Origin of the sequence: Bradyrhizobium sp. JR4.1 (assembly GCF_040548605.1) — a bacterium.
In the GTDB taxonomy this organism is placed as follows: domain Bacteria; phylum Pseudomonadota; class Alphaproteobacteria; order Rhizobiales; family Xanthobacteraceae; genus Bradyrhizobium; species Bradyrhizobium canariense.
This window is the reverse complement of record NZ_JBEPRY010000027.1, coordinates 26,338-51,833: the sequence shown is the minus strand read 5'-3', so window position 1 is coordinate 51,833 and position 25,496 is coordinate 26,338. Positions and strand designations below refer to the sequence as shown.

23 protein-coding genes, 2 pseudogenes and 1 other annotated feature are annotated in these 25,496 nt (G+C 58.8%); of the genes and pseudogenes, 15 read left to right on the top strand and 10 right to left on the bottom strand.

Annotated features, from left to right (window positions below; all coding sequences use genetic code 11):
- Positions 1–795 precede the first annotated feature (795 nt).
- A complete protein-coding gene (locus tag ABIB90_RS34785) occupies positions 796–1,218 on the top strand; it encodes a hypothetical protein (protein WP_009859223.1) in 423 nt (140 codons plus the stop codon).
- Positions 1,219–1,706: 488 nt separating this feature from the next.
- On the top strand, positions 1,707–1,898 hold the full coding sequence (locus ABIB90_RS34780) for a hypothetical protein (RefSeq protein ID WP_157158494.1): 192 nt from the start codon (positions 1,707–1,709) through the stop codon (positions 1,896–1,898).
- A gap of 285 nt (positions 1,899–2,183) precedes the next feature.
- Here the strand turns inward: ABIB90_RS34780 and ABIB90_RS34775 are convergent.
- The 3 genes and pseudogenes from ABIB90_RS34775 to ABIB90_RS34765 all read right to left on the bottom strand — a co-directional run.
- Positions 2,184–2,609 (bottom strand): annotated as a pseudogene (locus ABIB90_RS34775) (DUF6946 family protein); the annotation flags it as partial.
- 452 nt (positions 2,610–3,061) lie between these two features.
- A complete protein-coding gene (locus tag ABIB90_RS34770; protein ID WP_354129587.1) occupies positions 3,062–3,271 on the bottom strand; it encodes a PRC-barrel domain-containing protein in 210 nt (69 codons plus the stop codon).
- 51 nt (positions 3,272–3,322) lie between these two features.
- Positions 3,323–3,502, bottom strand: a complete 180-nt coding sequence (locus ABIB90_RS34765; RefSeq protein ID WP_354202329.1) for a hypothetical protein — start codon at positions 3,500–3,502, stop codon at positions 3,323–3,325.
- A gap of 1,319 nt (positions 3,503–4,821) precedes the next feature.
- Here ABIB90_RS34765 and ABIB90_RS34760 point away from each other — a divergent pair.
- Positions 4,822–5,226 (top strand): hypothetical protein, encoded by a 405-nt coding sequence (locus ABIB90_RS34760; RefSeq protein ID WP_354202328.1) that lies wholly within the window; start codon positions 4,822–4,824, stop codon positions 5,224–5,226.
- Positions 5,227–5,472 (top strand): hypothetical protein, encoded by a 246-nt coding sequence (locus ABIB90_RS34755; protein ID WP_157158496.1) that lies wholly within the window; start codon positions 5,227–5,229, stop codon positions 5,470–5,472.
- A gap of 41 nt (positions 5,473–5,513) precedes the next feature.
- On the opposite strand, the gene ABIB90_RS34750 is transcribed toward ABIB90_RS34755, so the two are convergent.
- Both ABIB90_RS34750 and ABIB90_RS34745 read right to left on the bottom strand, forming a co-directional pair.
- Positions 5,514–5,690, bottom strand: a complete 177-nt coding sequence (locus tag ABIB90_RS34750; protein ID WP_354202327.1) for a hypothetical protein — start codon at positions 5,688–5,690, stop codon at positions 5,514–5,516.
- A 625-nt stretch (positions 5,691–6,315) separates the two neighbouring features.
- The gene (locus ABIB90_RS34745; protein ID WP_354202326.1) at positions 6,316–6,606 is read right to left on the bottom strand and encodes a hypothetical protein; all 291 of its coding nucleotides are present in this window, start codon (positions 6,604–6,606) and stop codon (positions 6,316–6,318) included.
- A 379-nt stretch (positions 6,607–6,985) separates the two neighbouring features.
- On the opposite strand from ABIB90_RS34745, the gene ABIB90_RS34740 reads away from it, so the two are divergent.
- The 4 genes from ABIB90_RS34740 (at position 6,986) to ABIB90_RS34725 (ending at position 10,154) form a co-directional block, all read left to right on the top strand.
- Positions 6,986–7,567 carry a hypothetical protein gene (locus ABIB90_RS34740; protein ID WP_354202325.1) on the top strand — a complete coding sequence of 194 codons (582 nt, stop codon included), beginning with the start codon at positions 6,986–6,988 and terminating at the stop codon, positions 7,565–7,567.
- Positions 7,568–8,227: 660 nt separating this feature from the next.
- Entirely contained in the window at positions 8,228–8,470 is a 243-nt protein-coding gene (locus ABIB90_RS34735) for a hypothetical protein (protein WP_009859233.1), read from the top strand.
- A gap of 284 nt (positions 8,471–8,754) precedes the next feature.
- Positions 8,755–9,387: a hypothetical protein gene (locus ABIB90_RS34730; protein ID WP_354202324.1), complete on the top strand. Its 633-nt coding sequence runs from the start codon at positions 8,755–8,757 to the stop codon at positions 9,385–9,387.
- A gap of 314 nt (positions 9,388–9,701) precedes the next feature.
- Positions 9,702–10,154 carry a phasin family protein gene (locus ABIB90_RS34725; RefSeq protein ID WP_083869737.1) on the top strand — a complete coding sequence of 151 codons (453 nt, stop codon included), beginning with the start codon at positions 9,702–9,704 and terminating at the stop codon, positions 10,152–10,154.
- Positions 10,155–10,314: 160 nt separating this feature from the next.
- Here the strand turns inward: ABIB90_RS34725 and ABIB90_RS34720 are convergent, their stop codons facing one another.
- On the bottom strand, positions 10,315–11,097 hold the full coding sequence (locus ABIB90_RS34720) for a hypothetical protein (protein WP_354202323.1): 783 nt from the start codon (positions 11,095–11,097) through the stop codon (positions 10,315–10,317).
- Positions 11,098–11,612: 515 nt separating this feature from the next.
- Here ABIB90_RS34720 and ABIB90_RS34715 point away from each other — a divergent pair.
- Positions 11,613–12,313: pseudogene (locus ABIB90_RS34715) on the top strand (IS3 family transposase); the annotation flags it as partial.
- Positions 11,897–12,013, top strand: a sequence feature (AL1L pseudoknot). It overlaps the preceding pseudogene by 117 nt.
- Before the next feature lie 612 nt (positions 12,314–12,925).
- On the opposite strand, the gene ABIB90_RS34710 reads toward ABIB90_RS34715, so the two are convergent.
- A complete protein-coding gene (locus ABIB90_RS34710; protein WP_009859240.1) occupies positions 12,926–13,309 on the bottom strand; it encodes a hypothetical protein in 384 nt (127 codons plus the stop codon).
- 351 nt (positions 13,310–13,660) lie between these two features.
- Between ABIB90_RS34710 and ABIB90_RS34705 the strand changes: the two genes are divergently transcribed.
- The 5 genes from ABIB90_RS34705 (at position 13,661) to ABIB90_RS34685 (ending at position 18,810) form a co-directional block, all read left to right on the top strand.
- On the top strand, positions 13,661–14,737 hold the full coding sequence (locus ABIB90_RS34705; protein ID WP_354202322.1) for a DUF2336 domain-containing protein: 1,077 nt from the start codon (positions 13,661–13,663) through the stop codon (positions 14,735–14,737).
- Positions 14,734–15,057, top strand: coding sequence for a PilZ domain-containing protein (locus ABIB90_RS34700; RefSeq protein ID WP_009859243.1), 324 nt, complete (start codon positions 14,734–14,736; stop codon positions 15,055–15,057). The genes ABIB90_RS34705 and ABIB90_RS34700 overlap by 4 nt, the downstream gene beginning before the upstream one ends.
- An 88-nt stretch (positions 15,058–15,145) precedes the next feature.
- On the top strand, positions 15,146–16,195 hold the full coding sequence (locus tag ABIB90_RS34695; protein WP_354202321.1) for an HD-GYP domain-containing protein: 1,050 nt from the start codon (positions 15,146–15,148) through the stop codon (positions 16,193–16,195).
- A gap of 617 nt (positions 16,196–16,812) precedes the next feature.
- Complete coding sequence (locus ABIB90_RS34690; protein WP_354202320.1) at positions 16,813–18,426, top strand: NAD(P)-binding domain-containing protein; 1,614 nt, start codon at positions 16,813–16,815, stop codon at positions 18,424–18,426.
- Positions 18,427–18,618: 192 nt separating this feature from the next.
- Entirely contained in the window at positions 18,619–18,810 is a 192-nt protein-coding gene (locus tag ABIB90_RS34685) for a hypothetical protein (RefSeq protein WP_009859246.1), read from the top strand.
- Positions 18,811–18,857: 47 nt separating this feature from the next.
- Here ABIB90_RS34685 and ABIB90_RS34680 read toward each other — a convergent pair whose 3' ends face one another.
- Together ABIB90_RS34680 and ABIB90_RS34675 are read right to left on the bottom strand one after the other, a co-directional pair.
- Positions 18,858–22,238, bottom strand: a complete 3,381-nt coding sequence (locus tag ABIB90_RS34680; protein ID WP_354202319.1) for an AAA family ATPase — start codon at positions 22,236–22,238, stop codon at positions 18,858–18,860.
- Between the two features lie 1,699 nt (positions 22,239–23,937).
- On the bottom strand, positions 23,938–24,336 hold the full coding sequence (locus ABIB90_RS34675) for a hypothetical protein (protein ID WP_354202318.1): 399 nt from the start codon (positions 24,334–24,336) through the stop codon (positions 23,938–23,940).
- A 41-nt stretch (positions 24,337–24,377) separates the two neighbouring features.
- Between ABIB90_RS34675 and ABIB90_RS34670 the strand changes: the two genes are divergently transcribed.
- Positions 24,378–24,656, top strand: a complete 279-nt coding sequence (locus ABIB90_RS34670; RefSeq protein ID WP_354202317.1) for a hypothetical protein — start codon at positions 24,378–24,380, stop codon at positions 24,654–24,656.
- Positions 24,657–24,714: 58 nt separating this feature from the next.
- Here the strand turns inward: ABIB90_RS34670 and ABIB90_RS34665 are convergent, their stop codons facing one another.
- Positions 24,715–25,053: an H-NS histone family protein gene (locus tag ABIB90_RS34665; RefSeq protein ID WP_009859303.1), complete on the bottom strand. Its 339-nt coding sequence runs from the start codon at positions 25,051–25,053 to the stop codon at positions 24,715–24,717.
- Positions 25,054–25,496 lie beyond the last annotated feature (443 nt).

Below are 25,496 nucleotides of genomic sequence, written 5' to 3'. Positions count from 1 at the left end.
GAAGATGGCTGGCCTGACGGAGATCAGCGCTATGGGGTCCTTTGAAGCACTCGCCATCGTCCTTGTTTTTGTTCTGGTGGCGGTGGTCGTGACCATGCTCGTGCCGACCCGGAGACGATAGCGGACGGCGTCCCGACCCAATGACTGGAAAGCGGTTGACGACGGCGGCAGGCAGCGCGCGGTCGCGCTGTCCTGATCGTTCACGATCCGGCGGCGCTGGTGCAAATTCGCCACGGCAGGGCCATCGACGTACAGGCGGCGCACCATGTGGCGCATGTCGAGAAGCGGGACGCTGATCTTCATCGCGGCGGTCGTCGCCCGCGAACATCGCGAAGAACAACGCTTCATTGTTCGCAGCAGCGAACTCGCCAGATGGATCAGAGGTAAGGGGCATCTCGGGAAGTCCGTCGCTCAATCTTCGTAAAATCGCGGCCCAGTTCGCTGCTGCCCGGCTCTCCACGGCTGCGTCCATTGAACGAGTCACGCGGCGCTGGACCGAGAACGTAGATGCGCCGGTATGCTTGGAGAGAAGAAGTCAGTCACCATTAATGACCTGATGTTGCGCGGCTTCGAGTACCTCTCCCGTGCGTGCAATAGGGGCGCCAACTCGTCACCCTCCAGTATGCAGAGCACATTCGTGCCAGGCTATCGTGGACTTCCTTCTCATCCGGCATCGCTCATGCCGCGCCTAACGGAGTTCTGCTAGATCAGTAAGCCGTATTGTACATTCAAAGTCATTGCATTGTGCCACGAACTGCTGACAAAATGGTCGGCATAGCCGGGTGAGTGGCAGTCGTGAATTTCCAGGTATCCATTTTGAAGGTACTTGCTAGCTACCCCAATGGGCTGGCGACGCTTACGGATATCAAACGCGACCTCGCATTTTTGGCAACGAGCGGCGCTGATTGGGCAAGCTACAGCAAGCGGCTGGGTGCTACGCTCCCCTCGTTGGACGTCTTCTCCTTAGGCTTTGTGCAAAGGTATTCGTTCGGTTGGCGATTGACAGCAAAGGGCGCAGCCGCACTCGAACTTATGGAACAGAAGGTGAGAGCTCCCGTCGCTAATGTCGAAGCAGAAGCGGCAACGTCGGATAGCTTGCTGGAAAAGTGTACGCCACCTGTAGGGTCCGCTGAAAAGCCTGATCAGCCGAGTAGCTCGCCAATTGATCGGCGCGCGCTGTTCATGGTCATCGACGGCGGTCGAAGCCAGGCTGCATAATAGTCACAAACGGAACGCAGCGTGCGGCGTGACGGCGACAGGTCTCAGAGGGCGCTGCCCGCATCTGCGCGCGAGGAGGTTGCTAGCTGACGTGCGATCGCCGGTCCTTTGCAAACATGCCTCCGACAAGAGTGGCATCGTTCACCGGGTTCGCGAGCGGGGGAACGCTTTTATAGGCGGAGTGCCGATCAGGAGCGCGACCCGGCGTTCGGGATGAACACAGCCGCGGGCTAAGCACAGCAACAACTTGGCACAGTAGTTCTACGGCGCCGCATCTGGCGCCTGTCTCGCTTCAAAAAGCAGCGCAACCGTGACTCCGTCGTCGAGCGTCGCGCTAGAAGCTCTAAGCTCCCGCCCCCTTGAGCCGTCTTTCTCCCTGGAGCGCAACCGCCATTGTAAGCCTTGGGACCCTGGGAAATTTCCCAGGTGTCCGGCCGGTAGGTCCCCGCTAAACAGCTATTGGAACGTGGGCGAGTAGAAGAGCGAGAATGGAAGAGCTTATTGCTCAACTTGAGAAGTTTCGAGCGGAGGCAGGCTATTGTGCTCGGTTGGCGAGAACTGCACCGGATAGGCAGACGCGAGCGCTGTTCGAACGGCTCGCCGAACGGGTGCGAGAGATGGTTCAGGAAATCGAGACGACGATCGCCGCGCGAACGAAACCAAGTGGTCGCTGGGAATGATCGTCCGGTGGCAACTCCAAAGCCAGCCTCGATGCCTTCTTTGATGCACCCTTCAATGATTGCACTGTTGTATTCTTGCTCGGTCTTGAGCATGGACTTCTTTGCATGACAGACGGTATCAGCGAACGGGTTGATTTGGAGGGCTCACTTGATGAGCGCCGGAACAACCCCTCAATCACTGTTGGCGCAAACGATACAGCCGCCGCGACGATTCACCACTCGGAATATCTGGGCGCGTCGGGTTGCAACACCCTTCCAGGGCTCGATCATTTTATTTCAGCTCCTCTAAGCGTCAAACCATTTGTAATCTTGCGAGAACGAATGGATGATCATCGCGGCGTCGTCGGTCTTGAAGCGAGCGGCTTCGAGAACTGCCGAGGCGGTGCGGTGAAATAACTGGTAGTGGAGATCATCGGGTGGTGGACACGCAACGTCGATCAGATCACACAAGAACGCCAGCCGCTGTTGCTTCCTCGCGGATGGGTCCACATACCAATCTTTTATGGTCGGCCCAAAGGACTCATTGACCTTGCCCTCCACCGCGACGGCGACGGTGCGATTGTTCGATTTTATCAGAGCGAAAACGTCCGTCTGACTTTCTCGTCCGTTATCGCGAAGTGATACCTTGTGCTCTGGGATCGCGATGAGCAACTCGGTGGCCAATCCGAACAGCCCGGCGATTTCCGGCGGCAGTCCTTCTGCGGCTTCCCAGCAATGCGCGAGTGTTCGCGCAGAGTAGCCACTACGCCAATGCTTAAAAGGGTCCGCTAACGGAAATGATCGCTAAGGCGATAATCAAGATCGCGCAAACCGGCACTCATGACGCCGCACAGAGTTCGGCTCTGGCGATCAAGGAACTAGAACTGCGGTAGGGCATCTCGTTCCACCGGATGGCGGCGCGACCAAAGTCGCCTCATGCGACTTTTAATTTCCGATCGCCGCCCTGCTTGGAACTGAAACATTCCCCAAGGTCGGGGAGTTTGGCTCTTGGCTTCGGGGCTTCGCAACGCGCGAGGCATCTATGACCCCTCTACCAGCGGGCGACGCGTTCCTTACGGTCGCCATTATGAGCGTCACTTTCCTGACCGAGATCGCTCTTTTCATCTTGATTGGAATGATCTGAAAGGAGCGCGCTCTGGGCAGCGCGCGCCGATGCGAATGGTCTAGCTCTCCACGAACTTGATGGTTGAGACCGGCCATCTTCCATCATGGCCTGTAATCGAAATCCGGAGCCCGTGCAATTCATCCAGCCAAACGTTCTCGACCGTGCCTGCCTTTCCGTCGCTAAGGACGACGGCTTTGCCGATCAATTCGGAGTGCGCCTCACCGTACTCACTCAAAATCCTTGACGCACGAAGCTTCACCGGTGACAGCGCTCGTCCATGTTCGGCCGAGCCGTTTGCGGCTCAACCGCGCAGCTTGTTTCAGCGCTTGGCCGCTGGAATGATCGATGGTGACGGCTCTTCCAGTTCGCGGAGCCGAATCTGCATCCTAAGGTTCGCCGGTAATTCCGGCTCCGGTTTCAGCGACGCTCGTAGCCTCTCGCCGATCTCTCGAACCATGGCCGGGCTGTGTACATAGTCGATGTCGATATGGTTGGGCATGACGGAGCCTCGGTAAGAACAACGCCACCGGCACGCCGACATCAGCCCAATGCGATTCCCCGCAACCGATCGGGGCGCGGCTGGTGATTTTGAATGGAACCGGAGACCGCCGCTTTTGGCTATCTTGCGCGAGCGCTTGTAGAGAAAAGCGGGTCAGCAACCTTTGGCTATCCGCGACATGCGCCGTGTAGTACCGGCGAGCGGCGGTCTCACATTTCTAAAGCTCGCAGACGGCTTTCGTTCCCGATTTCTAATCACGACGCCAATGTTCCACTCGGAAGGAGGGAACCTAGGAGCGACTAGGCGCGCTGGCGCCGTGGTAGCAACTTCCGCTGCGGACGAAGACATCGAGCCGCGCGGCTGGTCGGAACCATTTCTGAGAGTGTCCGGTTAGCTTCTGGGGGTGATGAAGGGACCATCTCCATGAGGACCGAATATCTCGCGGCGATTGTGATAGCTGTTCTTTCCGCTGGTACCTGGCTGGCAGTCAATTCTATCGGCTCCCTGCCTTCCGAAAAGCAGTCCACGGCGGTCGCCGTGCAACTGGCGGACCGGTTAGCTGGGTCCGTGGATCCATTTCTTCGTTCTGGTGGATAACAGCCGGAGTAACTCAAACGCATTGATGCACGCCTCGAATTGGGCCGAGGTTAAATGCGGCCGTCCTGCAGCGGCTCGATGCCGCTGGCGATCTCGACCAGCTTGCGGGCGGCCGCGTCGGGGTCGACGAATGGACCTTCGGCGGCGTACTTCATGCGGCGGAGTCCCGCTTGTGCACACCATGCGATGTCTCGTCGCCTGCTAGGTCAATCCATGCCAATGCAACGCGCAGCCACTTCAAGCGATCAAGCGCGCTCGTAGCCGCTACGGCTCGCCTCATTGCCTCTTCAGCCTCGGCTGGATGATCAAAATTCCGACTCACGGAGAGCGGGTATATCCGATAAAACTTAACTGGAAACGGCGGGTGCCGCCCGGAAAACTACGGCCTGCGCCATGAGCGAGATCGACCGAACGGCGGCAAACTTGCCGATCTGCGACTGCGTCGGCAGCGACCGCGTGCCGATCGTGTCTGAAATGTTCAATCCGCACACGGGCCGGACCGTGACAATGTTCCAGTGCAGGCAGTGCGGATATGTGACGTGGGATGATCGACCCACATTTCCTTCGCCGTGGGGAGCCTCTGGGTGAGACGGGCCTGCGAGATTACAGGCACGCTTGGCGTGTACTGGATTCGCACAGCCACCGGCCTTTACCCAATCTTAACGCTGGTTGTGCCGATCATCGGGCTCTCGCGCGAACACCGAGGGAGAGGCTTCCTCCAGATGCTGAAAGACGGCACTTACAGGGCGTGGCTCAAGACCCCGCTCGGCCAAGGCACCGGCATTGCCCATGTTGCAACCGGCAGAATCTGGGGCCGCAGCAGCATTATGACCTACAACGGCACCTGCGAAGTCGATGGAGATCGATTCACCGCAATCGTATCGATCAAACGGCATACCGATGAGCATGTAACTATCTTCGGCGCCGATGACCTCACGCTGAAGCTTGAGGGAACGTGCTCCGGCAAGATAGGTCGTTATGTCGGGACGGCAGAAGAGGTGCCGGGAGTGCTCTTCGAGGGAACGCTCATCCTCACCGAGGAGGAGCCGCCTTCGCTAAAGGCGAGCGAGTCGACGCCAACGTTCAACCCGAACAAACTTCCCAGACTGCCGAAGCGCTCCCGCTAAATGACCCCGCAAGCCGGTACGCCTTCGCTCGCTTCTTGCGGGCTTTGCGACCGGCTCGCGATGCCGATTGAGCGCGCGCACAACGCCGATGCGGGCGAACATCGTCGGGCCACCGAGGTCGGCCACCAGCATCAGCGCCTCGATCGCGGCCTGCCATTCCGGCGCGTCATGCTCGCGCTTTGGCAGCTTGGTGATGAACGTCGCGGCGTCGTGCAGGGTGATCAGCTTGCAGCCATCTGGCAGTAGGATCGGATCGTCGAAAGTCCGCTGCCAGCCTCGGTATTACGCTACTGCGGCTCGTGCTTGTCCGTCAGTTCTCGCACCGCCAAGCTAAGCTCCAGCTCTCGAAGCCGTTCTATCAGCAGTTCTACGATATCCTCGTAGTCGGAGGGCGATAGCGAACTCACACCGCGCAACGTCATCTGATCTTGGAGAATGGTCGCCATCATGGCTTTGACGCTCATGGGACCTCGCCTGAAAATTAGACCCGTCATAAAAACAATCTGAAGTAGATGCCAAAGATCGCGGATGTGCAACGTCCGTAAGATTACGCACAACGCGAGCGGCAAATCCTTCCGCACCGCACAAACGGGATGATGTGTCGCGCGCGTTTTTTATCGCCGGTCGATCTGATCCACCGGCAGGGAGGCGCGGGGCTACTTCTTCAGCAGTATCCCCATCGCTCTTGCCATTCGCCTCACTGATCCGGCGTGACGGCCCAGCTCGGCTGCTACCTTCGATACGCCAGCTCCTGCCCGGGGCCAGCTTGACCTCGCGCTCGGCCCATTGCCTTGGCTTCGGTGCTTTCATGGTGCGGCGCTCCACTCAACCAGTGCGCCTTGTTGCCAACACTTGGGAAATTTACGGGTGGTGTCTGCCCACCACGAGGCTCAGCGGTGCGGCGGCCGTGGCGCTCGCGAGATGGGCGTGTGCGGCGTCCCGATTAGCGCGAACTCTGTTGGGGATCGGATCGGCGCACGAATGGTTGGCGTCGTGGGTGTAGGCAGGTCCGCTATCAAGGGTAGATCAGACCTTGCCGTATGCGAGCGCCGGACCGCCGCTTTTGACCCATCTGCGACATGGGCAGGTTCAGCCGACCAGCTGGCAGTGCCCGCTGATGACAGTACCGTCGCGTTTATGCGCCTTAAGCGTGCCGTCGACGCGGTTGATCAAACCTTGCCAGACAGCGGTCAGGTCGAACAGATGTTGCCAAATGTTGCCGAGCGTAAGGGCCGTCTCAAAGAACAAGTGTGAACAAGCGTTCAAGATTAACCCCTTCGCCGCTTGCTGGATCAATGCTTTAGCTCGCCGATCGGCGTCGGGACGCCACGCCGATTTACACGCTGGGCCAACTTCCGGGCTTTCTACCGCGATGTTCATCCGAAACCGTCATGGCGGCACCTGCTCGTGCGCGCCGATCCGACTGCCGAGTTTTCGCCGGACAATTGCCTCTGGCAGGTTGGAAGACGGTATCGGCGGCGATCGACCGCTCGATGACCGAGGACAGGGCGTTACTGCTCGCGTCCTCAAGTCGTTGACGCCGCAGCGGTAAAGGCCCCTTCGAGGGAGGCCGGAAGGCATGATCCAGATCAACGCTGCCGCTTGACTGCCGCCCAAGGAATTCGCGCAGTAAGTTGCTCAACCCGTTTTCTGGGCTGGACGCTTTGCGGTTGGATCGCTGCGCTGGTGAGTGTGGTGGGCCGCGACGATCCCCACCCCCGCCGCCGTTTACTGCCCGATGATCTGGAGCATGTCACCAATGAAACGCTGTCTCGTTGCTTTCGCAATCGCCGCCAGCCTGTTCGCACCAGTTGCGCACGCCAACGATGTCTTGGAAGCCAAGTTGCGGGCCTACGTTCCGGTCTTCTCCCTCGCCAGAGTATGTGACATCACGATCAATGACGCCACCTCGGGTGACCACCGCGCCACGCTTGAAGCGGTGAAATCTGAGCCGAATGCTGAGAAACTCGCCTACCGCCTCCATTACGAAACGCAGACGGCCTACATCAAGGCCCGCGACGGAGGTCAACGGGTCGCCTTCTGCAAAGACTTCATCGCAGCCAACAGCCAATACGCCAAGGCGCGCGTCGCCGCCGTGGTCGAGGACCACATGAGCCACGTCAGCACTAATGCGCAGAAAGCGATTGCCTACAACGTCTGTGGAGCGAACACCTACGCCAAGCTGTCCAAGGCCGACTGGAAGCCGTACGCGCTTACCAAGAAGATGCTTGAGATTGAGCATAAGCTGGCCAAGGAAAACGCCGAGACGAACGGCTGGAACGTCGCCGAGGAAACGACGGCGGTCACGGAACAGTTCTGCGCGGCGGTAAAAACCCGATGAGCATCGCCGCCGCCAAAGTCCGAGCCCCGCTGATGCGTCTTTGCGCGGCTTTGACACGATGCCTCCAGCCCGAGCCTGAAGGCGTGCAGCACCGCCTCATGGCGTCGGCTCCGCAGCGCATGGAGGTCCGACTTAGCAGCAACTACCGCGATCACCGAGCGGAAAGCCGCCGCCCATGACTCCATTGACTCGATATTCTTAGATATGCTGTGCCTCTAACAGCGCTTCTCGGCCTATCATGACGGAGCCACGCCGCGCCCTATAAGCGCTTGTCATTGCGATAGACTCATACATTTCGCCCCGCCTAATCATATTGAAGTAAGCACGAAATATTTTTCGGTTGTCTCAATGGACGAGCTTAGTGTCTCGAACGGGCGTGCAGTTTGTAAATCTGCAACGACCGTGACTTTTGCTTTACCGCGCGTTCCTGATTCGGAATGAGCTGATGCAAGCTCCCCGTCGCCAAATTGGGCGCGCGAGACGGCCGCGGTAGACGTCGCCCGATGGAACGCAACGTGAGCAGGGATGATCACATTCAGGAGGCAGACGAGCGCTTGGGATCACAATGAATATCTGTTCAAGAAAGTTTCCAAAGAGAAACCGGAACGTCGCCACGCACTATGTTTTTCCCCGCGGGGAAACCAACGAATGGAGAGATAGATGAAGAAGCTTTCTTACGTTCTCGCCGCGTTAGCGACCATCGCGGTGGCAGCGCCGACCATCGCAAGCGCTGAGGAATTCGGTTTCCGGATCGGAAGTGGCCCGGACTATTCCGACCACTACTACAGTCCGCGTGCTCACTTTTATGCACATGATCGAGGCTGGCATCACGGATGGTATGATCGCGATGGCGACCGCACGGTAGTGATTAGGCGTCACCATTACCACGACTGGGACGACTAATCGAAAAATGGCTCCCAATCGGGAGCCATTCCTTTGAAAGAATGCAGCTGCGGCGGCTGTCGAAGAGCAGTGCACCGGGGCCGGAGCTAAAGACCAGGCACGCCAGCCGAAGAGTCGCGTGGTCTGGTGACGGCTGGCTTCCTGACGGTGCTTTTTATCCGTTCCGCGAACGCGCGCCGCGCCCTCGGTGGGATATGTGGAGACACGCGACGCCGGCGCCTGATCTCCACAAGGTTCACAAAGCTCAGCGGACGAAGCTCAAACCGCAGGAACCAACGCGGAAGATGCTATCGGATCAGAAACCTGTGCAGCCGCTTGGGGCGCGTACCTCATTGGGCGCGCATCGCGCGGGAAATGATGATGCGACCGCTGCCAGTCCACCGGTAAATCGCGCGCCGGATGACGTTCAAGTCACGCCACCATCCGTCGAGGGCAAAGACGTGCAAGCGATCGGTACGGCACCGGTGGATGCCGCGGCGGATATCGTTCAGGTCACTCCGCCACCCGTAATCGAGCGCAAAGGCGAGCAAACGATCGGCACGGCACTGGAAGATGTCTTGGCAGATGTTGTTCAGGTCACCCCGCCGCGCATTATCGAACACAACGAGACGTCGATAACCAGATCACTCGACGGGTCGCTAGTGATGATGATGGTGCTCGTGGCACTTGGCTTTATGATGTCACTGCCATTTCGCCGTAGGCATGCCGAACGTGTCTTAGCCTTTGCCGCGATGCGCAGCGGGAGCGGACCATGCTCGCCCAGTCAACTTACGGTGTCCACCGCAAATCGAATCCGATCCGAATTCCTTATCGAGTCTGGAAGCGTCCGTGAAAAACGTCCTCAGCACAATCAAGGAGACCGAAGCCGAGATGATTTCCTCACGGCAGCTCCGAAAGCCCGCGTGAAGCCGAGCTAGCTCCCATCTGAACTCCGCAGGTCGCCTTGAGCTGATGCAGGAACGGCCCGTTATCTTTTCGATAGGATGCGGCCCCTGAACCGGTTCGATGGCGGCGAACTCTCTCGTGCGTTATGCATCACCGAAAATGAAGGAGCGCGGTATGGATCGCAAGCACATGGAGGTGTCACCGAGAAGGCCAAGGGCACGATTAAAGAAAGAAGGTGCTGGTATCGGGCCCCGGCACCGCTGCCACTGTGAGACCACCACGGTTGAAGGGATGACGGCCGCAGGATCACGCGAAGGGAGCAGGTCTTCGACTAAAGAACGGCGATGTGACATTCGGCTCTCTGACAGCAACGCGGACATCAGACCTGACCTTCGCGTACATTGAAAGCTACCAGCCGAACTTTACGCGTTCCGCGGCACAGCCACCGGGCGCACGGCCGATCAGTCCCCAAGCGCAGCGGGCGACGGAACGCTCAGCCCGCAACGCCGAAACCATCATGTATTCCGCGACAGCCATCGCTAAAGGTATGAACCGGGTTTCGCGCGAGTACTTTGAGTTCGTTCGACAACAGATTGAGCGGAGCATGGACAGAATGAATGAACTCTGGCGCTGTCGAACTCCTCACGATTTGGCAGCCGTTCAGACGGATCTAGTGCGCGACACGATCCGCAGCGCGATGGACAGCAGCCGTCGGATGGCCGACATGTCCCTCAAGGTAGCAGACGATGCGGGCAACCATATAGCTCAGAGCGTCGAACGGATGCAGCGCGCTGCATAGCCGAGCCTCTAGGGCCACTTACGTGGGCGGCTGGATCTCGAGCCGCACACGTAAGTCGCGCGACGCTTCACCAGGTCCGCTGGGCCTCGACGAGGCGGAAACGAAACCGGGCTCAGACCAAACCCAGGTCGCCATCTGAGGGTAGGGGATGTGTGCTGCATTAGTGCACTGACCATGGCCATGCCAATGACGGTTGCGGTTTTTTGGCTTGCGGCGGCGCCGGCTTCTGCGTCTGGGCGACATTGGCCGACTGACGCGGACGAGGCAATGGTATTTCGGGCGTCACCTTTGGTTCTCCGGAGCTCACCTCAGGCATCGCCTTTGGCGCTGAGGCGTTGGCGATGACGTGGGCGAGTTGTTCCTGGCTCGCGTTGAGTTGCTCGGTGAGTGTCTGGCTTTCGCGCGCCATCTGGATCTGGGTCGCCTTGATCTGGTCGATGGTACTGTGGTTCCGCGCCATTTCTTCCTGGCTCGCCTTGAGTTGGCTTGCGAGATTTTCATTGCCGCGGACCAATTGTTCTTGCCTCATTTCGAGCTGTTCCACCGTTTGCCTCAAGGCAGCTAAATCGCGCGCCATCGGTTGGAGCTGCTGCGCAATCTCTGAAGACACGGAAACGGCAGTCGGCGCAACGTCATTCGGCGCGGTTGGTACCGGAGGGGGCGGTACTGCGGCGACCATCATTGTCGAATCAACGGACGATGACCATCGCCACCCGACGACAGTAATCGATGCTACAAATAGAGAACCGATGAAAGCCAAATAGCGCCAACCGGCCAATCGATGACCCGTGCCCGGCGGGGCGCGTGACGTCTTCATCCTGGTCGGTCGGGCCAAAGGGCCGACTCCCTTTTCGCGGGCCAAGCTCGCCAGGCTAGAAAAATGCTCCTCCAAGCTTTTCGTGATCTGCTCTTCCGCGAGCTTGTCGCCTAACGTGGAAGCCATTTGGCGCTCCATATGAAATGCAATAGCACGCGCCGGAGAGCGATTCGCGCATCTGCGCTACGGCGAGTTAACCTTCAACGGGACGCAGATGGTTTTGAGCATTTCCCAGGGGATGAGCATGCAGCTGCACGTCACGTCGTCGTTTTTACCAGCTCACCTCAGAGCTATACTGGCGCTTTTAACGCAGCCGAGGAGGCGAAAGTATGTTGTCGGCGGGAGAACTACGGAAGGAACCCTGACGGTTCGCCAGCGCGCTCCATGCGAGATCACGCCGGAGGGCAGTTCGTCAACACGCAGCTAGATATGGCCACAGAATGCTGTAGAGCTCCCGCTATAGAAGCAAGCTGGGAGGTTACTTTTTTGCGATGCTTCGCCGCCGAACGCCCAGCACCATGAGTACGTGCTGAGCTCATGGTCAGTTGCTCCCCTCAAGTCATAGCTTCCGATTGAGCCGGAATGCACCATTGAACCGCCCCGGGTTTGCCGGAGGCTCCAACTCCTGAGAGGATGGAGCCATGACAAGCAAGACCACGAACAAGTTTTCGCCTGAAGTCCGCGACCGTGCGGTTCGGATGGTTCTGGATCACGCCGGCGAGCACCCGTCGCGCTGGGCGGCAGTGACCTCGATTGCGGCCAAGATCGGCTGCACACCGCAGACGCTGCATGACTGGGTCAAGAAGGCCGAGATCGACAGCGGGCAGCGGGCCGGTGTCCCGACTGAGATGGCCGAGAAGCTGAAGGCCCTGGAACGGGAGAACCGTGAGCTGCGGCAGGCCAACGAGATCCTGCGCAAGGCAAGCGCTTATTTTGCGATGGCGGAGCTCGACCGCCGGTCCAAGCCATGATCGCCTTCATCGACGATCATCGTGGGGCGCATGGGGTCGAGCCGATCTGCAAGGTGTTGCCGATCGCCCCCTCGACCTACCATGCCCATGTGGCCAAGCGGCGCGATCCCGCCAAGCTGTCGGCGCGAGCCAGGCAGGACGCCGCGCTGAAGATCGAGGTTCGGCGCGTCTTCGATGAGAACTTCTCCGTCTACGGCGCGCGCAAGGTGTGGCGGCAGCTCAAGCGAGAAGGCTTCGATGTTGCTCGTTCCACGGTGTCGCGATTGATGCAGGACATGGGTTTGCAGGGGGTTATCCGCGGCAAACCGGTTAAGACCACGATCAGCGACAAGGCCGCGCCATGCCCGCTGGATCACGTCAACCGCCAGTTCAATGAGGTGCGGGATGATGAAGGCGAGAGCGGCGAGCAGCCTGTACTTCCGAATATGGACCGCGAGATGGTGGACGTCAGCGCGAAGCAACTGATTTGGGCGGTCGAAAACAAACGGGCGCGCTGGATTGGCAACAAGCTCGTTAAGATCTGGGACGGCCATGCCTGGGTTGGCCCCGAAGAACGGTTCGGCGAGGTTCGGCATCGGGCAAGCGACAAGGCCGACACCGGGAGCTGGGATGCTGAGATGCCGGATGCCCAAGGGGAGTTGGCTCGCGCGCTGGATACCGAGACCTTGCGCGGCCAGCTGCGCCACAAGGTGTGAGCGGTACTCGACATGGCGTCGTCGTCCGACAGCACCTTAAGCGAGATAGGCGAATATCTCGGCTTTGCAGGCCAATTTGCGGCAAGGATGGCGGGCAAGGAGGTTCGTGCGGCGGTCGCTGCGCTGAACGCGGCCATAGGCGGGGATGGGCAGGCTGCGGCTTAACATGTGTACTCAATAGCGTCCGCTTTGCCCTAGGACGCCAAACCCGACAGGATGCGTGTCGGGTTTGGGGCCAAGAGTCACACGGCCACTTGGGCCCGCCTGATTTAGCCTCTAGCGGATCACCTATTGGCAGAGATGCTGGAGACCGTCCGCACCCTTGAAATTGGTGCCGGGCCTGCAGGTGATGCCGTTGCGGGTAGCATACGAACTCCAGTTGCCGTACCAGCCGTTCTGGCCGTACCCCATCCCGCCGCCGTACCCCGTCCCGCCGGACATGGCGTAGGAATTGCTCCAGCCGCCGACGGTTGCAGCCGCCGCCACCGGATGGCGATGCGCCGTTCGCCGATATCGATAGACGGGGGTAGTCCCGGTTCCAAGACCCGTGCAGTTGGCGAATTCAGCTTGGCATTCGTCCGGATTGGAGAGAGCCGCCTGGGCCAGTGCAGCAGAGCTGGACAGGGCGGATGCCGCAATAACGAACGCGCCAAGAACTTTCAGATTTATCATGGCTTGCTCCTTGCGTTGGACCGTGGCGCACAATGCCAGGTCTGGCTTCTTCATGCGGTGGAATCGAGCGCGCCTTCTGATAGGGGTGCCTTGACGTAGATCAAGGTAGGCGCGGGCGAGCCTGTCCATTGTATTGACACTGGGCCGTCCTTCTCCAACAGCTCAGTCTTCAACAAGGCCCGGCCGGGACTCGATCTCCGGCCGGGCTTTGTTTTGTCATGACCGCCGTTCAGTTGAATAATAACAGCCTCTCGTATGTAACGATTTGGCATATAAAGGAATCTTAACAACTTCCGCGCGTAATACGTTTGATTTGACGTGGCGATATTAAAATGAATTTGGGGCCAGCCAATGAGGGCAGTTTCTGCGGCCGATCTCATTACTGAGTTGGATGCCACCATCGCGAGGAGCTCATCCGAACGTTGTGCGCGCATGCTCTGGCGCACCACCGAGCTGCTCGTCGACGGTAATAACCGATTGCAAGAGCCGCAGGTCGGCCTGCTTGACGACGTTCTAATTCGCTTAGCACCGTGGATTGCGCCGGGGACGCTCGCCGAGCTCAGCACGACGCTCGCCGAGCTGGGTACTGCTCCGATGAAGACCCTGCGACGTCTCGCCTCGTGCAACGATCCGGCGGTCGCAGTCCCGATCCTTATGAAATCTCCCGCCCTGTCGCCGGCCGATCTCGTGGCGATCGCGACGTCCGGCAGCGAGGATCACCGTCTCGCCATTGCTGGCCGGCGCAGAATCGAAAGCCCAGTGACTGAGGCAATATTGCAGCGCGGCAGCAGCAAGACTTGTCTGGCCATCATCGGCAATCCGGGCGCTGAATTCTCGGGCGCGGCCTATGCCAACTTGATCCGTAGGGCTGTGGAGGACGACGAGATCACGAAAGCGCTGACACTGAGGCCAGACACCCCGGACATGGTGGTTCGGGAGCTGCTGTCGGCATCGCCACGGCCGGCGATTAAGGCTTCCAACGCAAACGCGTCCTCGCAAGTATTAGCGACAGCGAAGCGACCTTGCGACACTGAGTACGCCGCTGCGAGGCCGGAGATCATATCGCTCAATCGGAGCGGAAAGCTGAGCGACTCGACTGTCAATCGGTTCGCGATCCGGCGTGAGACAGCCAACCTGTTCACGGCCTTGTCGGTGCTGTCGGCAGCACCGATTGAGGCCATCGAGCAGGTTATGGCAGAGTCCGGTTACGAAGGCCCGGTTATGGCGTGCCGGGCATCGCGCTTGAATTGGCAGACCACGCTGGCGGTCCTCAACACTCGCGGCGCGGGGCTTTCACTAGGCGAATGCGCACGAGCTCAGTTGCTGTTTGAAACGCTTCATCTCTCGACCAGCCAATGGTCCGTTCGTTGGGGAGAAATCTCCGCGGGCGCCCACGGTCGCACTGCAAGATCGGCAGGAAACCAATGAAATTCGACGGTCGCAAGGCGTCTCGGGTGCGCATGGACAACAGACAGCCCATGAACCTGATGGGCTCCGACGGCACCTGGCGCCGAAGCTGCGTCTTGCTCGATATCTCGAACACCGGCGCCAAGATCGAAGTCGAAGGGTCGCTCGATGTTCTCTCGGCCAAGGAGTTCTTCATGCTGCTGTCGTCGACGGGACTGGCCTATCGACGTTGCGAGCTGGTCTGGATCGACGGAACCACGGCTGGCGTCCACTTTGTCCAAGCAAATGGCAAGAAGGCCCAAACGACAGCGAGCGACAGAGGCGCGCACAAACCAACTTGAGCGAGCGGTGTTATCCAAGTGAGCCAATGACCTTGGACCACCGACGAGGCCCATTCAGCCGGGCACCCCACGAACGAAGGCACCAGTCATGCTCGTGCACGTATTGGCCGACACTTCCGAGAAGCTCTTCGGGCTCTGCTCGCTTTTTGGAGGGCAGTTCACCGTTGCCGGCGAGCGGCTCGATGTAGAAGCAAAGCTTCCGCACGCTGCTGCCGCGGTCGTCGTCCGTGCCGACCTGCGGGCGGTCGCAAACATTGCCGCGCTGAAAAAGAGAGCTGCCCGGTTCGCCATAGCAAAGAAGCGCATCTTCCTCGTCGAGCAAACCTCGCACGTTTGCATCTCGCAAGCTTATGCGCTCGGCGCAACGTTGGTGTTGTCTGGCAAGATCGAGCCGGCCAAGCTCCTGGCCGCTTTGGCCGATCCAGCCGGCGAAGAGACTGGGTCGACGAGCGGCATCTCGCAGCCTGACAATGCGGTTGAGGCCGCAGCAACCGCGATTGCGTCGATGTTCACCTCCATCACCCTCGGGGAGCGGGTCGACGTCGCCGGTCCCAAAGAGGCCGGACGCAAGATCACCAACCGGATTTCCGAGCATGGGCTATCCGAATGGCTGGCCACGGTGCGGCGCCATCACGAGGGAACGTTCCAGCACTGCCTGCTCGTGACCGGCGTCGCGGTCGATTTCGGCCTCAGCCTCGGTTTCCGTAAAAGTGACCTTGAACGGCTCTCCACTGCTGCCATGTTCCACGACATAGGAAAGGCGAGGGTGCCCTTGGCGATCCTGGACAAGCCAGGACGCCTCGACGACGAGGAGCGAACGTTGGTCGAAACTCACCCGGCGGTGGGTTACGATGTGCTGAAAGGGCACGTGGACATCTCACCCGAAGTCCTCGATGCGGTCCGGCATCATCACGAATATCTCGATGGCAGCGGCTATCCTGACGGCCTCTGCGCCGAGAACATCACCGACATCGTGCGCATTCTGACCATTTCGGATATCTTTGCGGCGCTGATCGAACACCGGCCGTACAAACCGACAATGCCACGCGCGGCGGCGTACGAGATTCTCTGCGGCATCAGGGGAAAGCTGGAGAGGGCGCTAGTCGCCTCTTTCAAGGATGTCGCGCTTAGCAGATGAATTCTGCTCGAGCCTATGCAGGAATATTCCACGTCTCACTCAAGGCTGATCGGAGGCGGTCTTATTTCCATGCACTTCGGCTTCTGGGCCCATCTTGGACATCCTGACCGGCGCCGATGATGTCCGTTCCCGGAGCTCAACGCTAGCCAAAACGTTGAACTCATTGCAAGTTTTGACGATCCGGGCGGAGCTCGCGCAAAAAGCTACGGTGACGAGCTATGAATGGACCCGTGTAATTCGGCACTATGTCGATTGGCGGGCAGGGACCTCGTCAGGACCGCAACTAAGCTCGCCGCTCGGGGGCTACCTGCTGGCGAGCTAGCCTGAGTCTTTCGGTCCGTTAACGATCGGATCGTCACGGATACGCGCGGTGAATGTCGATGTTGCGTGTCTCACGATCGGAGGCAAATGATGGCTCGATGTCACGTGGACCAGCATTGAGTGACCGCAGAAGAAGTAGTCCGCTGTGTAGCGGGCCAAAATCGGTGCGTGCAAAACCCAATGGCAGTCGGGCGGTCGATTTTCTGCACTCGGACCTGTTATAAAGGGACAGAACTAAGCCGAACTGCAAGCATGCAAACATCACGTCTACAAGAGCGCATCGGCAGGAACGTCCCATGAGCGTGTCCCAACTCACGAAGCGCGTTCGACGCGAGCTGACTTATTTGGACTATCCGGCTCGGGAGTGGACAGTCCCGCGATTTGTAGACGGAGTACCGGTTCTGGACGTGCTGATTGTCGGCGCTGGACAGAGCGGACTGGGAATCGCGTTCGGTTTGAGGCTTGAGCGCATAACAAACTTCAGGATCATCGATCGCCGCCCACGCGGTTTCGAAGGACCTTGGCGCAGTTTCGCTCGGATGGAACGGTTGCGCACGCCGAAGGAGGTGACTGGAATTGATTTCGGCGTCCCGAGTCTAACGGTACGGGCCTGGTACGAGGAAAAATTTGGGCGGCGAGCATGGGGTCGCATAGATACCCTCCCTCAGGAGGTATGGCGTTCTTATCTGGATTGGTACCGAGACGTTCTGGATCTCCCGGTTGAGAACGAGGTCGAACTAATCTTGATTGAACCGGCGGATGGTATCTTCCTTGCCCATCTTCGTCGTTCCGAAGGGATTGAGCGGGTATATGCAAGAAAGATCATTCTTGCGACAGGCTTTGAGGGAAGTGGCAGGTGGGCCGCTCCTAAGTTTCTGGTCGCTGATTTGTCGGAAGATCTTTATGCACATTCGGCCGATGATATCGATTTTCGCAAGCTTACGGGAAAACGCATTGGCGTCCTTGGTGCCGGGGCATCGGCCTTTGACAACGCAGCTCTCGCGCTTGAGGCGGGCGCGGCGCGAGTAGACCTTTGCTTCCGCCGTTCGGAGATGCCGCGGGTCAACCCACTCACTTGGATGAATTTTGCCGGTATGTTGGGCCACTTCGGTGAGCTGACGGACCTGGACCGCTGGCGGTTCATGCGCCACATTCTTGCCGAGCTTCCGGTCCCCCCCACACAAGACGCTTATTGGCGATGCCGCGAGTTTGAGAATTTCGCCTGGCACCCCGACTGCGCATGGACTTCCATCGACGAAGCTTGCGGTACTGCAAGGGTTCGAAGCAGGAATCGCAGATTCGAATTCGACTTCATGATTTTTGCGAGCGGTGTCGAACCGGATCTCTCAGCGCGTCCCGAGCTCGCCCTATTTTTTGAACAAATAGCCCTTTGGCGCGACCGCTTCACGCCTCCATCGGGCGAGGAAAGCGAGTCACTCGCACGCTATCCCTATTTGGGTGACACCTTTGAATTCACGGAGCGGCACCGCGGCGCCGCTCCGTTCCTTAGAGGAATACACAACTTCACGTTCGGAGCGTTTCTGAGCCACGGCATATCAGGAGCGGCCATCACGGGTATAAAGTATGGAGTGCGGCGGCTGGTAAACGGAATCGCGCGTGATCTGTTTTGCGACGACTCGGCCAATTATTACCGCGATCTGCTGTCATATCAGACGCCTGAGCTGCGGACCTTGGACAATGCGTTTGTTTGGCTGAGCCAGCTTGGCAGTGACGCTGCTAATTTCGACAGCTTCGCCAATCAGCTGGATCAGCACCAGTTTGCCACGCTGCGTGGCTTGTTGCTACGATCAACGCCACAGCACGAATCTCCGGCTGCAAAGTCCGCCCGACCTGCCCCAACGAAGCGCCCGCCGCGAACGACGCAGCTCAAGAAGAAAAAGGGGAGGTGACATAGCGACTTTATGCTCGCGAGGTGCGACGCGACGATCTATTCTACGCTCGACGGATGCTCCGTGGACAGAAAGCCAATTGAGTATTGTGGAAATGCCGTTTGACTAAAGGTCGTATTGGAGAATATTGTAGTTTGTTGCCTTGCACGTAGTGATCACCGCCTGACGACCACCATCATCGTGAGGTTAGCAATGGCCTTCATCGCATTTACGAAAGTGATCGATTTTACTACATTGACCGCCAAGCAGCGGAGAGAACTCAAAACCATTCTCGGGAAGCGTGAGGATCAGCTCAAAAAGGCGATCAAGGATGTCGAGAGCGCCCTTAGCAAGCTTGAACGAACGGGTCGGAAGTCTCGAAAGCAGTCGAAGGGCAGGCGTTGATCGGGCGCTAATCAATTTGCGCCGGCCATGATGTTGGGCGGCGTTGGCTAGCATTTGCCGTGATCTGGCTTCTCTTTCGGTGCTGAAATTGAGCTTAATTCGTCCACGAGATTCCTGGCATCTTCCAGATCGGGCATATCCCGACCGTCGGTAAACCAAGAGTATATTGGTTTTGCGAGGGACGTAGCTTCGAAATATCTGCCTTCGTTACACCAATGCCGCGCGAGGCAGATCGAGGCACGCAACTCCCACCAGCGGGCTTGCTGTTGCCGCGCAATGGCCACTGCTCGCTTCAGTTCGACCTCTGCCTGGTCACGCCTCCCGAGTATTAGGTTGATGCTGCCCCTAAGACGGTGCAGCTCGGCCTCAAAGAACCTCTCACCTGTTGCTTCGGCCAGCTGAACGCCTTCGTCCAGCAGACGGAGTCCGACTTCAGGTTCTCCGAGCTGGGCATGGGCGAAGGCGAGATGGCCCAAGTACACAGTGCGGCGGCATCGCTCAGAGTTGCGGTAAGTTGCCGCCAAGGCGCTGCGCATCAGTTCAATCCCGACTTGAAGGTCTCCTGCTTGGGCTAACAGTGCTCCACGGAAAAAACGTGCTCTTCGTTCGATTGCCGCAAATTCATGCTCGATGCTGAGCGATATCGCCTCGTCGGCGTGAGCCAAGGCGCGCTTTGCGTCGCCGCCGATTGTGCCCAAAACGGCTATGTTCCCCAGAGCCAGGGCTGTCGTAAAGCTTTGTTCTCTCGTTCGGGCAAGAGTCTCTGTGCGCTCGACGATTGTTGTAGACTGTTTAGGATAGCCAAGGACCAATAGCGTCGTCGAGAGCCACGCCAGGCTATTCACCGCGTCATCGACTCCGAAGCGGCGATAGGTCGAGATCGTGGCTGGATTGGTTGCGCATAGTGCGAGGGCGCGATCGAGGTGTTGGCGTGCATCGGCGAAGGCACCCGTGAAATGCAACGACTGCCCAATGAACCGTGTGGCTAGGACGGACACGCCGGGATGCTCATACTCTGTGGCCAACGCGAGGCAGTGCCGGGCGTCCTCCAGCGCTGAGCCATACTCCGCGCGCATGAAGTGGGCTAGGTAGTTGCCCCACAGGATCGTCATCCGTTCTTCTAGGCTGGCGCTTTCGCCAAGCAGCGCGCGAGCCCGTGAGAAGACCCGCGACGTTTCAGGCGCGGCATCACCCTCAGTCGCGGCAACTGCAGGCCCAAGGGCCAGATAAAAATCTAATTCTTTGCGGTCCCGTTGTGGCGAGCTCGGCAGTTGCTGGGTTAGCTCCATTCCTCGCGTGAGATGTTTTACGGCCTCGGCATTGGAAGAGCGGCCGAGCGCGCGCTTTCCAGCCTTGAGCCAATAGTCCGTCGCTTGCTCGAGCATGCCGGCTTCGGTGAAATGGTGCGCAAGGATTTCAGGGTCGTTCACGACGGCATCCTTGAATCCGTTCTCTAGGGCGCGCGCTATCTGAGCATGAAGTTGCCGTCGCCGTCTCTTCAGCAGGCTTTGGTAAGCCGCATCCCTGACCAATGCGTGCTTGAAGCTGTACATTGCATCCGGCAGCTCACCTTGGCGGAAAATAAGTCCGGCCTCCTCGAGTTCGGCGAGGGAATGCTGCAACCATGGGTCCTCTCGAGCTACCACAGCCAGCATCAAGGAATAGGAAAATTCGCGACCGATGGTGGCGCCGATCTGGGCGATCTCCTTCACGGAGTGCAGGCGGTCGAGCCGCGCCATCAGGGAGTCATGGAGGGTTTCCGGGATGGCGAAAGGCGGTAACGGCCCCCTGAGCTGATAGCGATCCTGATATTCAACCAGGATGCCTGCTTCGATGACAGCCTTTGTGAGTTCCTCCACAAAGAGCGGGTTTCCGTCAGTCTTTGTGACGATCTCCTTCATCACGTCGATCGGAAGCGCGCGACCGTTAGCCACCTGCGTGGCCACACCTTTGACATCATCTGGGTTGAGCCGTCCGAGGATCAGGCTTCCGACATTTGCAAGACCAGTCCAGGGAGGCTCGAACTCTGGTCGAAAGGTAACCAGCGCAAGAATAGGCAACTGTCGGGCTCGCTCTACGACGAGGTCGAGCAATTCGAGGGTGGTGTCGTCGGCCCACTGAACATCTTCGAGGAGCAAGAAGATCGGCTGTTTGCGCGAACGGCTCTCGAATTGATCGAGGAGCGCGGCAAGCGTTCGGCGACGCTGCTGGGCGGGGCTTAGCTGCAGTTTCGGATAACGATCCTCGCACGGAATCGATAGCAGCGCGGCAAAAAGGGGTACCACCGTCTGAACTTGCGTCGCTCTCAGCGCGAGCAGCGCCTCCAGCTTGTCAAGCCGCATCTCGGCCGAATCGTCCGCCTTAAACCCGGCGCTCCTTTCCAACTGCTCGACCACGGGATGAAGTGCGCTGTTGGCGTGATAAGGCGAGCACTGATAACGAAATTGCATCTGTGGTTGATGCTTAGCTGCACGCTCAGCCAGAGCGGCTGCTAGGCGCGATTTCCCGATACCCGGCTCGCCGGAGAGGAGAACAATCTGGCCTTCGCCGGTGCGAGCCAAACGCTGACGTTCCAACAGGAACTCCAACTCGGAATCGCGGCCGATGAGATGGGCGCGCTCTGCCGGACGCACCGCTTCAAAGCGGCTCTCGGAAGCGGAGAGGCCCTGAACGGCCCACGCGCAGACGGGCGCGCTGATGCCCTTGAGCTGGTGGGCCCCAAGATCGCGAAGATTAAAGATATCGCCAAGGAGACGGCGCGTCGAATCAGCGACGACCACTGTATTCGGCTCTACCAAGGCTTGCACGCGAGCCGCGATATTAGGAGCGCCCCCAACGACGGAATGCTCCCGAAGCTTACCCTCGCCACCCAGGTCGCCGACTACCACCATGCCGGTGGCGATGCCGATACGCACGGCGAGAGGTTCTCCTGCGCGGGTTTCGAGCCGTGCGACGGCAGCAATGATATCCAGTGCAGCTCGCACCGTTCGTTCGGGATCGTCCTCGTGCGCAATGGGATAGCCGAAATACGCAAGGATGCCGTCTCCGCGAAAGTCGGCGAGAAAGCCGTCATAGGAGCGCGTGATGCGAGCACAAGCAGCGTGATAGGCATCTATCACGGCGCCCATATCTTCCGGATCAAGCCGTGCCGTCAAAGCGGTCGAACCGACTAAGTCACAGATCATCACCGTGAGGTGGCGGCGTTCCGCGTACTGCGCAACTGCAGTATTCGCATCAGCCGAGGGAGGGCTGGAGGGAAGCGCACTGATCGCATTCATCAGGCGCTTGCGGTCGCCAAGTGGGATGCCGATCTTTTCGAAGTCGCCTTCTGTCAATTGCGGCAACACATCGCAATCGATGGCATTCGCGATGAATAGGGACTCATGCTGTCCCAGCCCTAGCCTTCTCAGCCAAGTCTTGATTTCCATGGCCGGACCCTGGTGTGTACGAAAGTTTCAGCATGTCAGAGCCAAACCTTGGTTCGGCTACTTCATCGCATTCGAATATCCATTCAAAGCAGTTCGGTCTTATCGCACCGACAATAGCATGCTGTCTGGCCTGTATATGTGAACAGCCTCGCAATTCGTCGCACCTAAATACCTCTTGAAGCATGGTAAGTGTTCCGTCCGACGGCTGTGGCTGTCGTTTCTGTCCCTACATCGCTCATGAGGAGATCCCATGGTGAGCGACGAGGGTGGCACGGTGATGTCGAGCGCTCCGCAGTCTCCATGTTGATCAGGAGCCCGAATTGGTCGACCGCTCAACCGGCAGATTGGGGAAGCTCGCCGCCGTTAAGGCTTTTGAAGTTCAATCATAGAAAGCCAGAGGATATCCACTCCTCTAGATTCTCCACGGCAAGTAGTTGGAATGGGACAGATTTCAGTTGACTGCCTGGGAGTCGGCATGAATTTCTACGGCGACTTGCTACGAGTTAAATCTGCCAATGCCAGCTCGAGCTCGATCGCTACAGCTGCTCTTGCTCATAAGAGAGTTCAACCAATTGAAGCTCTCGCTCTGTTTGATCCAAATCATGGTCGGAATCGCCTGGAGTATGGGACAGTCCGAAGGCGTGATCTATCGAAGACGTTGACTGCGACGTGGTGTCTCGTTGGCGGCGAACACATAGCGCGAGTTGGCGCTGGATGCCTCGCCGCGCCCTACCTGAAAAACGCAGCAGACTGGTCCGTCCCATCCTCAACGAAGGGCAGGTGGCCTGAGGAGGCAGGAGCTTCCCGGGCACCACCTGAAGCCGGAATGCGCCTGATCCGTGCCGTATAGGCGCTCCAGCGGCTCAGGTTTGCCCGGTGGTGCGCGATGCGCAAGTAACACACCGTCAATCGCCCAGCGCTAGAAGAGGTCCTATCGCGGACTGGTGACGAGCACTGGGATAGGAATGGGAATTGAGAGCCCGGCGGACCTAGGCCGGCGGGTTTTTCTTTGATCAGATCGGGCCCGGGGCAGGCCAGTCCACGATGACTAAGTTTCACCCATGTGTATGATTCCCTTGGGCGGGGCTTGATTCGTCATGCTGGAAGCCATTCTCCTATTGCTGGAAATTGGGGCGGCAGCCCTTCCGCTGATCGCCTTCTGGGGACTGCAGCATCACGTATGACTGCGCCTCGGGGGCCTAGCGCCTCGAGGGCCGCCGGTTGACGCAGCGTGCTTGCTGTACGCGACTGTGATGACTGTTAGGAAAGGCCGTGTGAAGTAGTTCACAAGCGGGAGGTATTCCTGAGCCTAGCGTGCGTGCTTCCACTGGAGGGAAGCGCAATGAAGTGGAACTTGGCAACCTGTCGAATGCTCGCGCTGACCGCCGCTGTTCTGGTGGCGGCTGGTACTACTATGGCCGTCGGTACTCCTCGTGGAGTCCATGAACCAATGTTGGGGTCCGATTGGCAATGCAGCCGGACCATGCTGCTCGTGACCACGTGTGCGCACTGAAGCATTGATCGGATAGCCGCAGACGCGTTCGGCAAGGCCAGCGGGCGCTGGTTCACACATCTCGGCCCTCACGAATATCGGCCTAACAATCAATTAACGAAGAACCCATAGCGTGTTCCGCCGCTGACCTGCATCCCGTGACGCATGGCGAGGTGGGTCTAGGACGGGGCCGATACCATGGCGGACCTAAGGGAAAAATTGGACAAACTCCGTGCCGATGCCGCGGATTTGGCCCTTATGAGCAGGCGATCGAGCGACCCGCAAAAGCGCGCACTTTTCGAACGCTTGGCAGATGAGCTCGCCATAGAGGCTCTCGAACTCGAGCAGGTGGTGCAGCTGCAAAGCCGGCGCTCCGGTCACCGCGACCCGGACACAGTCGTGCCCCTCCAGGTGCGTCCAGATCGTCGCTGACCCAATCCCGCTTCCCTTTGTGGGCCACCGCCGCAGGCACATTGCGGACGAGGGGGCGGGGCAGTCCGGGAAGATGCCGGGCATGCTGGGCAAGTTGCCAACGCTGCTGTTGAGCGGGGCGAACAGGCGACGGGTCGCGTGCACGTTTCTCTTCATGGAGTAGAGATTGAACACGATCGAGTCTCCGAAGCTGCCTGGCGGGGACGGGAGGCCAGTTGCAGAAGAGTGGCTGCCGGTGGCCCGTAAGCTCCGTCGCCGCGCGGCTTTGCTTAGTCTGCTATGGATCGTCCGGGGGCGGCATTCTTTGGCTGATCGCTATTCATGAATGCAGCGGCCTCGTCGACGGCTGCCATCACCTCGGCGGTCGCGGACTGATGGATCATGTGTCCGGCACCAGCGATGCGGTGCAATCTGCTTTGCTCACTATTGACGTGCAGTCTGGCCGATTGCCTCTCGAAGTCAATTATCCGGTCATCTTCGCGGCTATGGCCTGATCTTGGACATCCGTCGTAATCATTGCAGTGGGCCTTCTTCCCAATGTGATCGCGGCGCTCAATTTGTCTGCCGCTTTTGAACCGAAGCCTGGTCGATTAGGAAATCGTCCAACTTCCGGCCACCTCGAAGCTGCGGCCGCAGCCATCGAGGCAGTCTGCCGCGGCCGGACCATGTCTCCGCCGGGTTCTTTGGGTTGCTATATTTGGGGCGAACGGGCGGGTATGGACGGCGCTTACGATCGAACCGTACAGCTTTCTCGGCCAGTCCAATTTTGTGGAGCCGCTCCTCCAACCGTGCTTTTTGCACCAAAATTTTCTGACTGAGGGTGGCGGCGACCTGTTGGTGAAGTATCCAAAGTTCGTCAAGGGAAAGCGAATTGAAATGCTCGGTGTTCATCGCTCGATCCAACTCTTGGGGGAAGGCCCAGGCAGACAAGTCGGGAATGAAGGAGCAGACAAGCCATCAGTTATATAGTCGTCGTACAATCCACATTTAAATGAGGAGGTAAACGGGAGAAAGACGCGATGGCGGTAATATCGTGACGGAGCATTTAATTTGGTGCCAGGCGAATCCTCACCCCGGCCCGCACACCGGCATCGTATTATCCACAACCTACCGCTCGACCAGTTGCGCTTCCACATTGCCATTGCGAAGGTGAGCGCAAACACCGCAGCGAGTGATCAACCGGGCGGCCGCGTCGCGGATCGCGAGCGGGATCGACGCCCCACGTAACGCATGTGGCTCGACTTAATTGAACGCGCTGCCCGTTTTGCAACCGAAGAGTGTTGGATGGCCTGTTAACTCGGATGGCCAGGAGCACAATTAATCCATCACGTTGC

Coding starts and splice junctions, on each gene's coding strand:
- ABIB90_RS34690 (WP_354202320.1), top strand. CDS start 16,813: ATGAGCGTGTCCCAACTCACGAAGCGCGTTCGACGCGAGCTGACTTAT.
- ABIB90_RS34750 (WP_354202327.1), bottom strand. CDS start 5,690: ATGAGCGTCAAAGCCATGATGGCGACCATTCTCCAAGATCAGATGACG.
- ABIB90_RS34760 (WP_354202328.1), top strand. CDS start 4,822: ATGCTGAAAGACGGCACTTACAGGGCGTGGCTCAAGACCCCGCTCGGC.
- ABIB90_RS34685 (WP_009859246.1), top strand. CDS start 18,619: ATGGCCTTCATCGCATTTACGAAAGTGATCGATTTTACTACATTGACC.
- ABIB90_RS34720 (WP_354202323.1), bottom strand. CDS start 11,097: ATGGCTTCCACGTTAGGCGACAAGCTCGCGGAAGAGCAGATCACGAAA.
- ABIB90_RS34765 (WP_354202329.1), bottom strand. CDS start 3,502: ATGCCCAACCATATCGACATCGACTATGTACACAGCCCGGCCATGGTT.
- ABIB90_RS34745 (WP_354202326.1), bottom strand. CDS start 6,606: ATGAACATCGCGGTAGAAAGCCCGGAAGTTGGCCCAGCGTGTAAATCG.
- ABIB90_RS34665 (WP_009859303.1), bottom strand. CDS start 25,053: ATGAACACCGAGCATTTCAATTCGCTTTCCCTTGACGAACTTTGGATA.
- ABIB90_RS34680 (WP_354202319.1), bottom strand. CDS start 22,238: ATGGAAATCAAGACTTGGCTGAGAAGGCTAGGGCTGGGACAGCATGAG.
- ABIB90_RS34700 (WP_009859243.1), top strand. CDS start 14,734: ATGAAATTCGACGGTCGCAAGGCGTCTCGGGTGCGCATGGACAACAGA.
- ABIB90_RS34730 (WP_354202324.1), top strand. CDS start 8,755: ATGCTATCGGATCAGAAACCTGTGCAGCCGCTTGGGGCGCGTACCTCA.
- ABIB90_RS34705 (WP_354202322.1), top strand. CDS start 13,661: ATGAGGGCAGTTTCTGCGGCCGATCTCATTACTGAGTTGGATGCCACC.
- ABIB90_RS34695 (WP_354202321.1), top strand. CDS start 15,146: ATGCTCGTGCACGTATTGGCCGACACTTCCGAGAAGCTCTTCGGGCTC.
- ABIB90_RS34710 (WP_009859240.1), bottom strand. CDS start 13,309: ATGATAAATCTGAAAGTTCTTGGCGCGTTCGTTATTGCGGCATCCGCC.
- ABIB90_RS34755 (WP_157158496.1), top strand. CDS start 5,227: ATGACCCCGCAAGCCGGTACGCCTTCGCTCGCTTCTTGCGGGCTTTGC.
- ABIB90_RS34735 (WP_009859233.1), top strand. CDS start 8,228: ATGAAGAAGCTTTCTTACGTTCTCGCCGCGTTAGCGACCATCGCGGTG.
- ABIB90_RS34780 (WP_157158494.1), top strand. CDS start 1,707: ATGGAAGAGCTTATTGCTCAACTTGAGAAGTTTCGAGCGGAGGCAGGC.
- ABIB90_RS34740 (WP_354202325.1), top strand. CDS start 6,986: ATGAAACGCTGTCTCGTTGCTTTCGCAATCGCCGCCAGCCTGTTCGCA.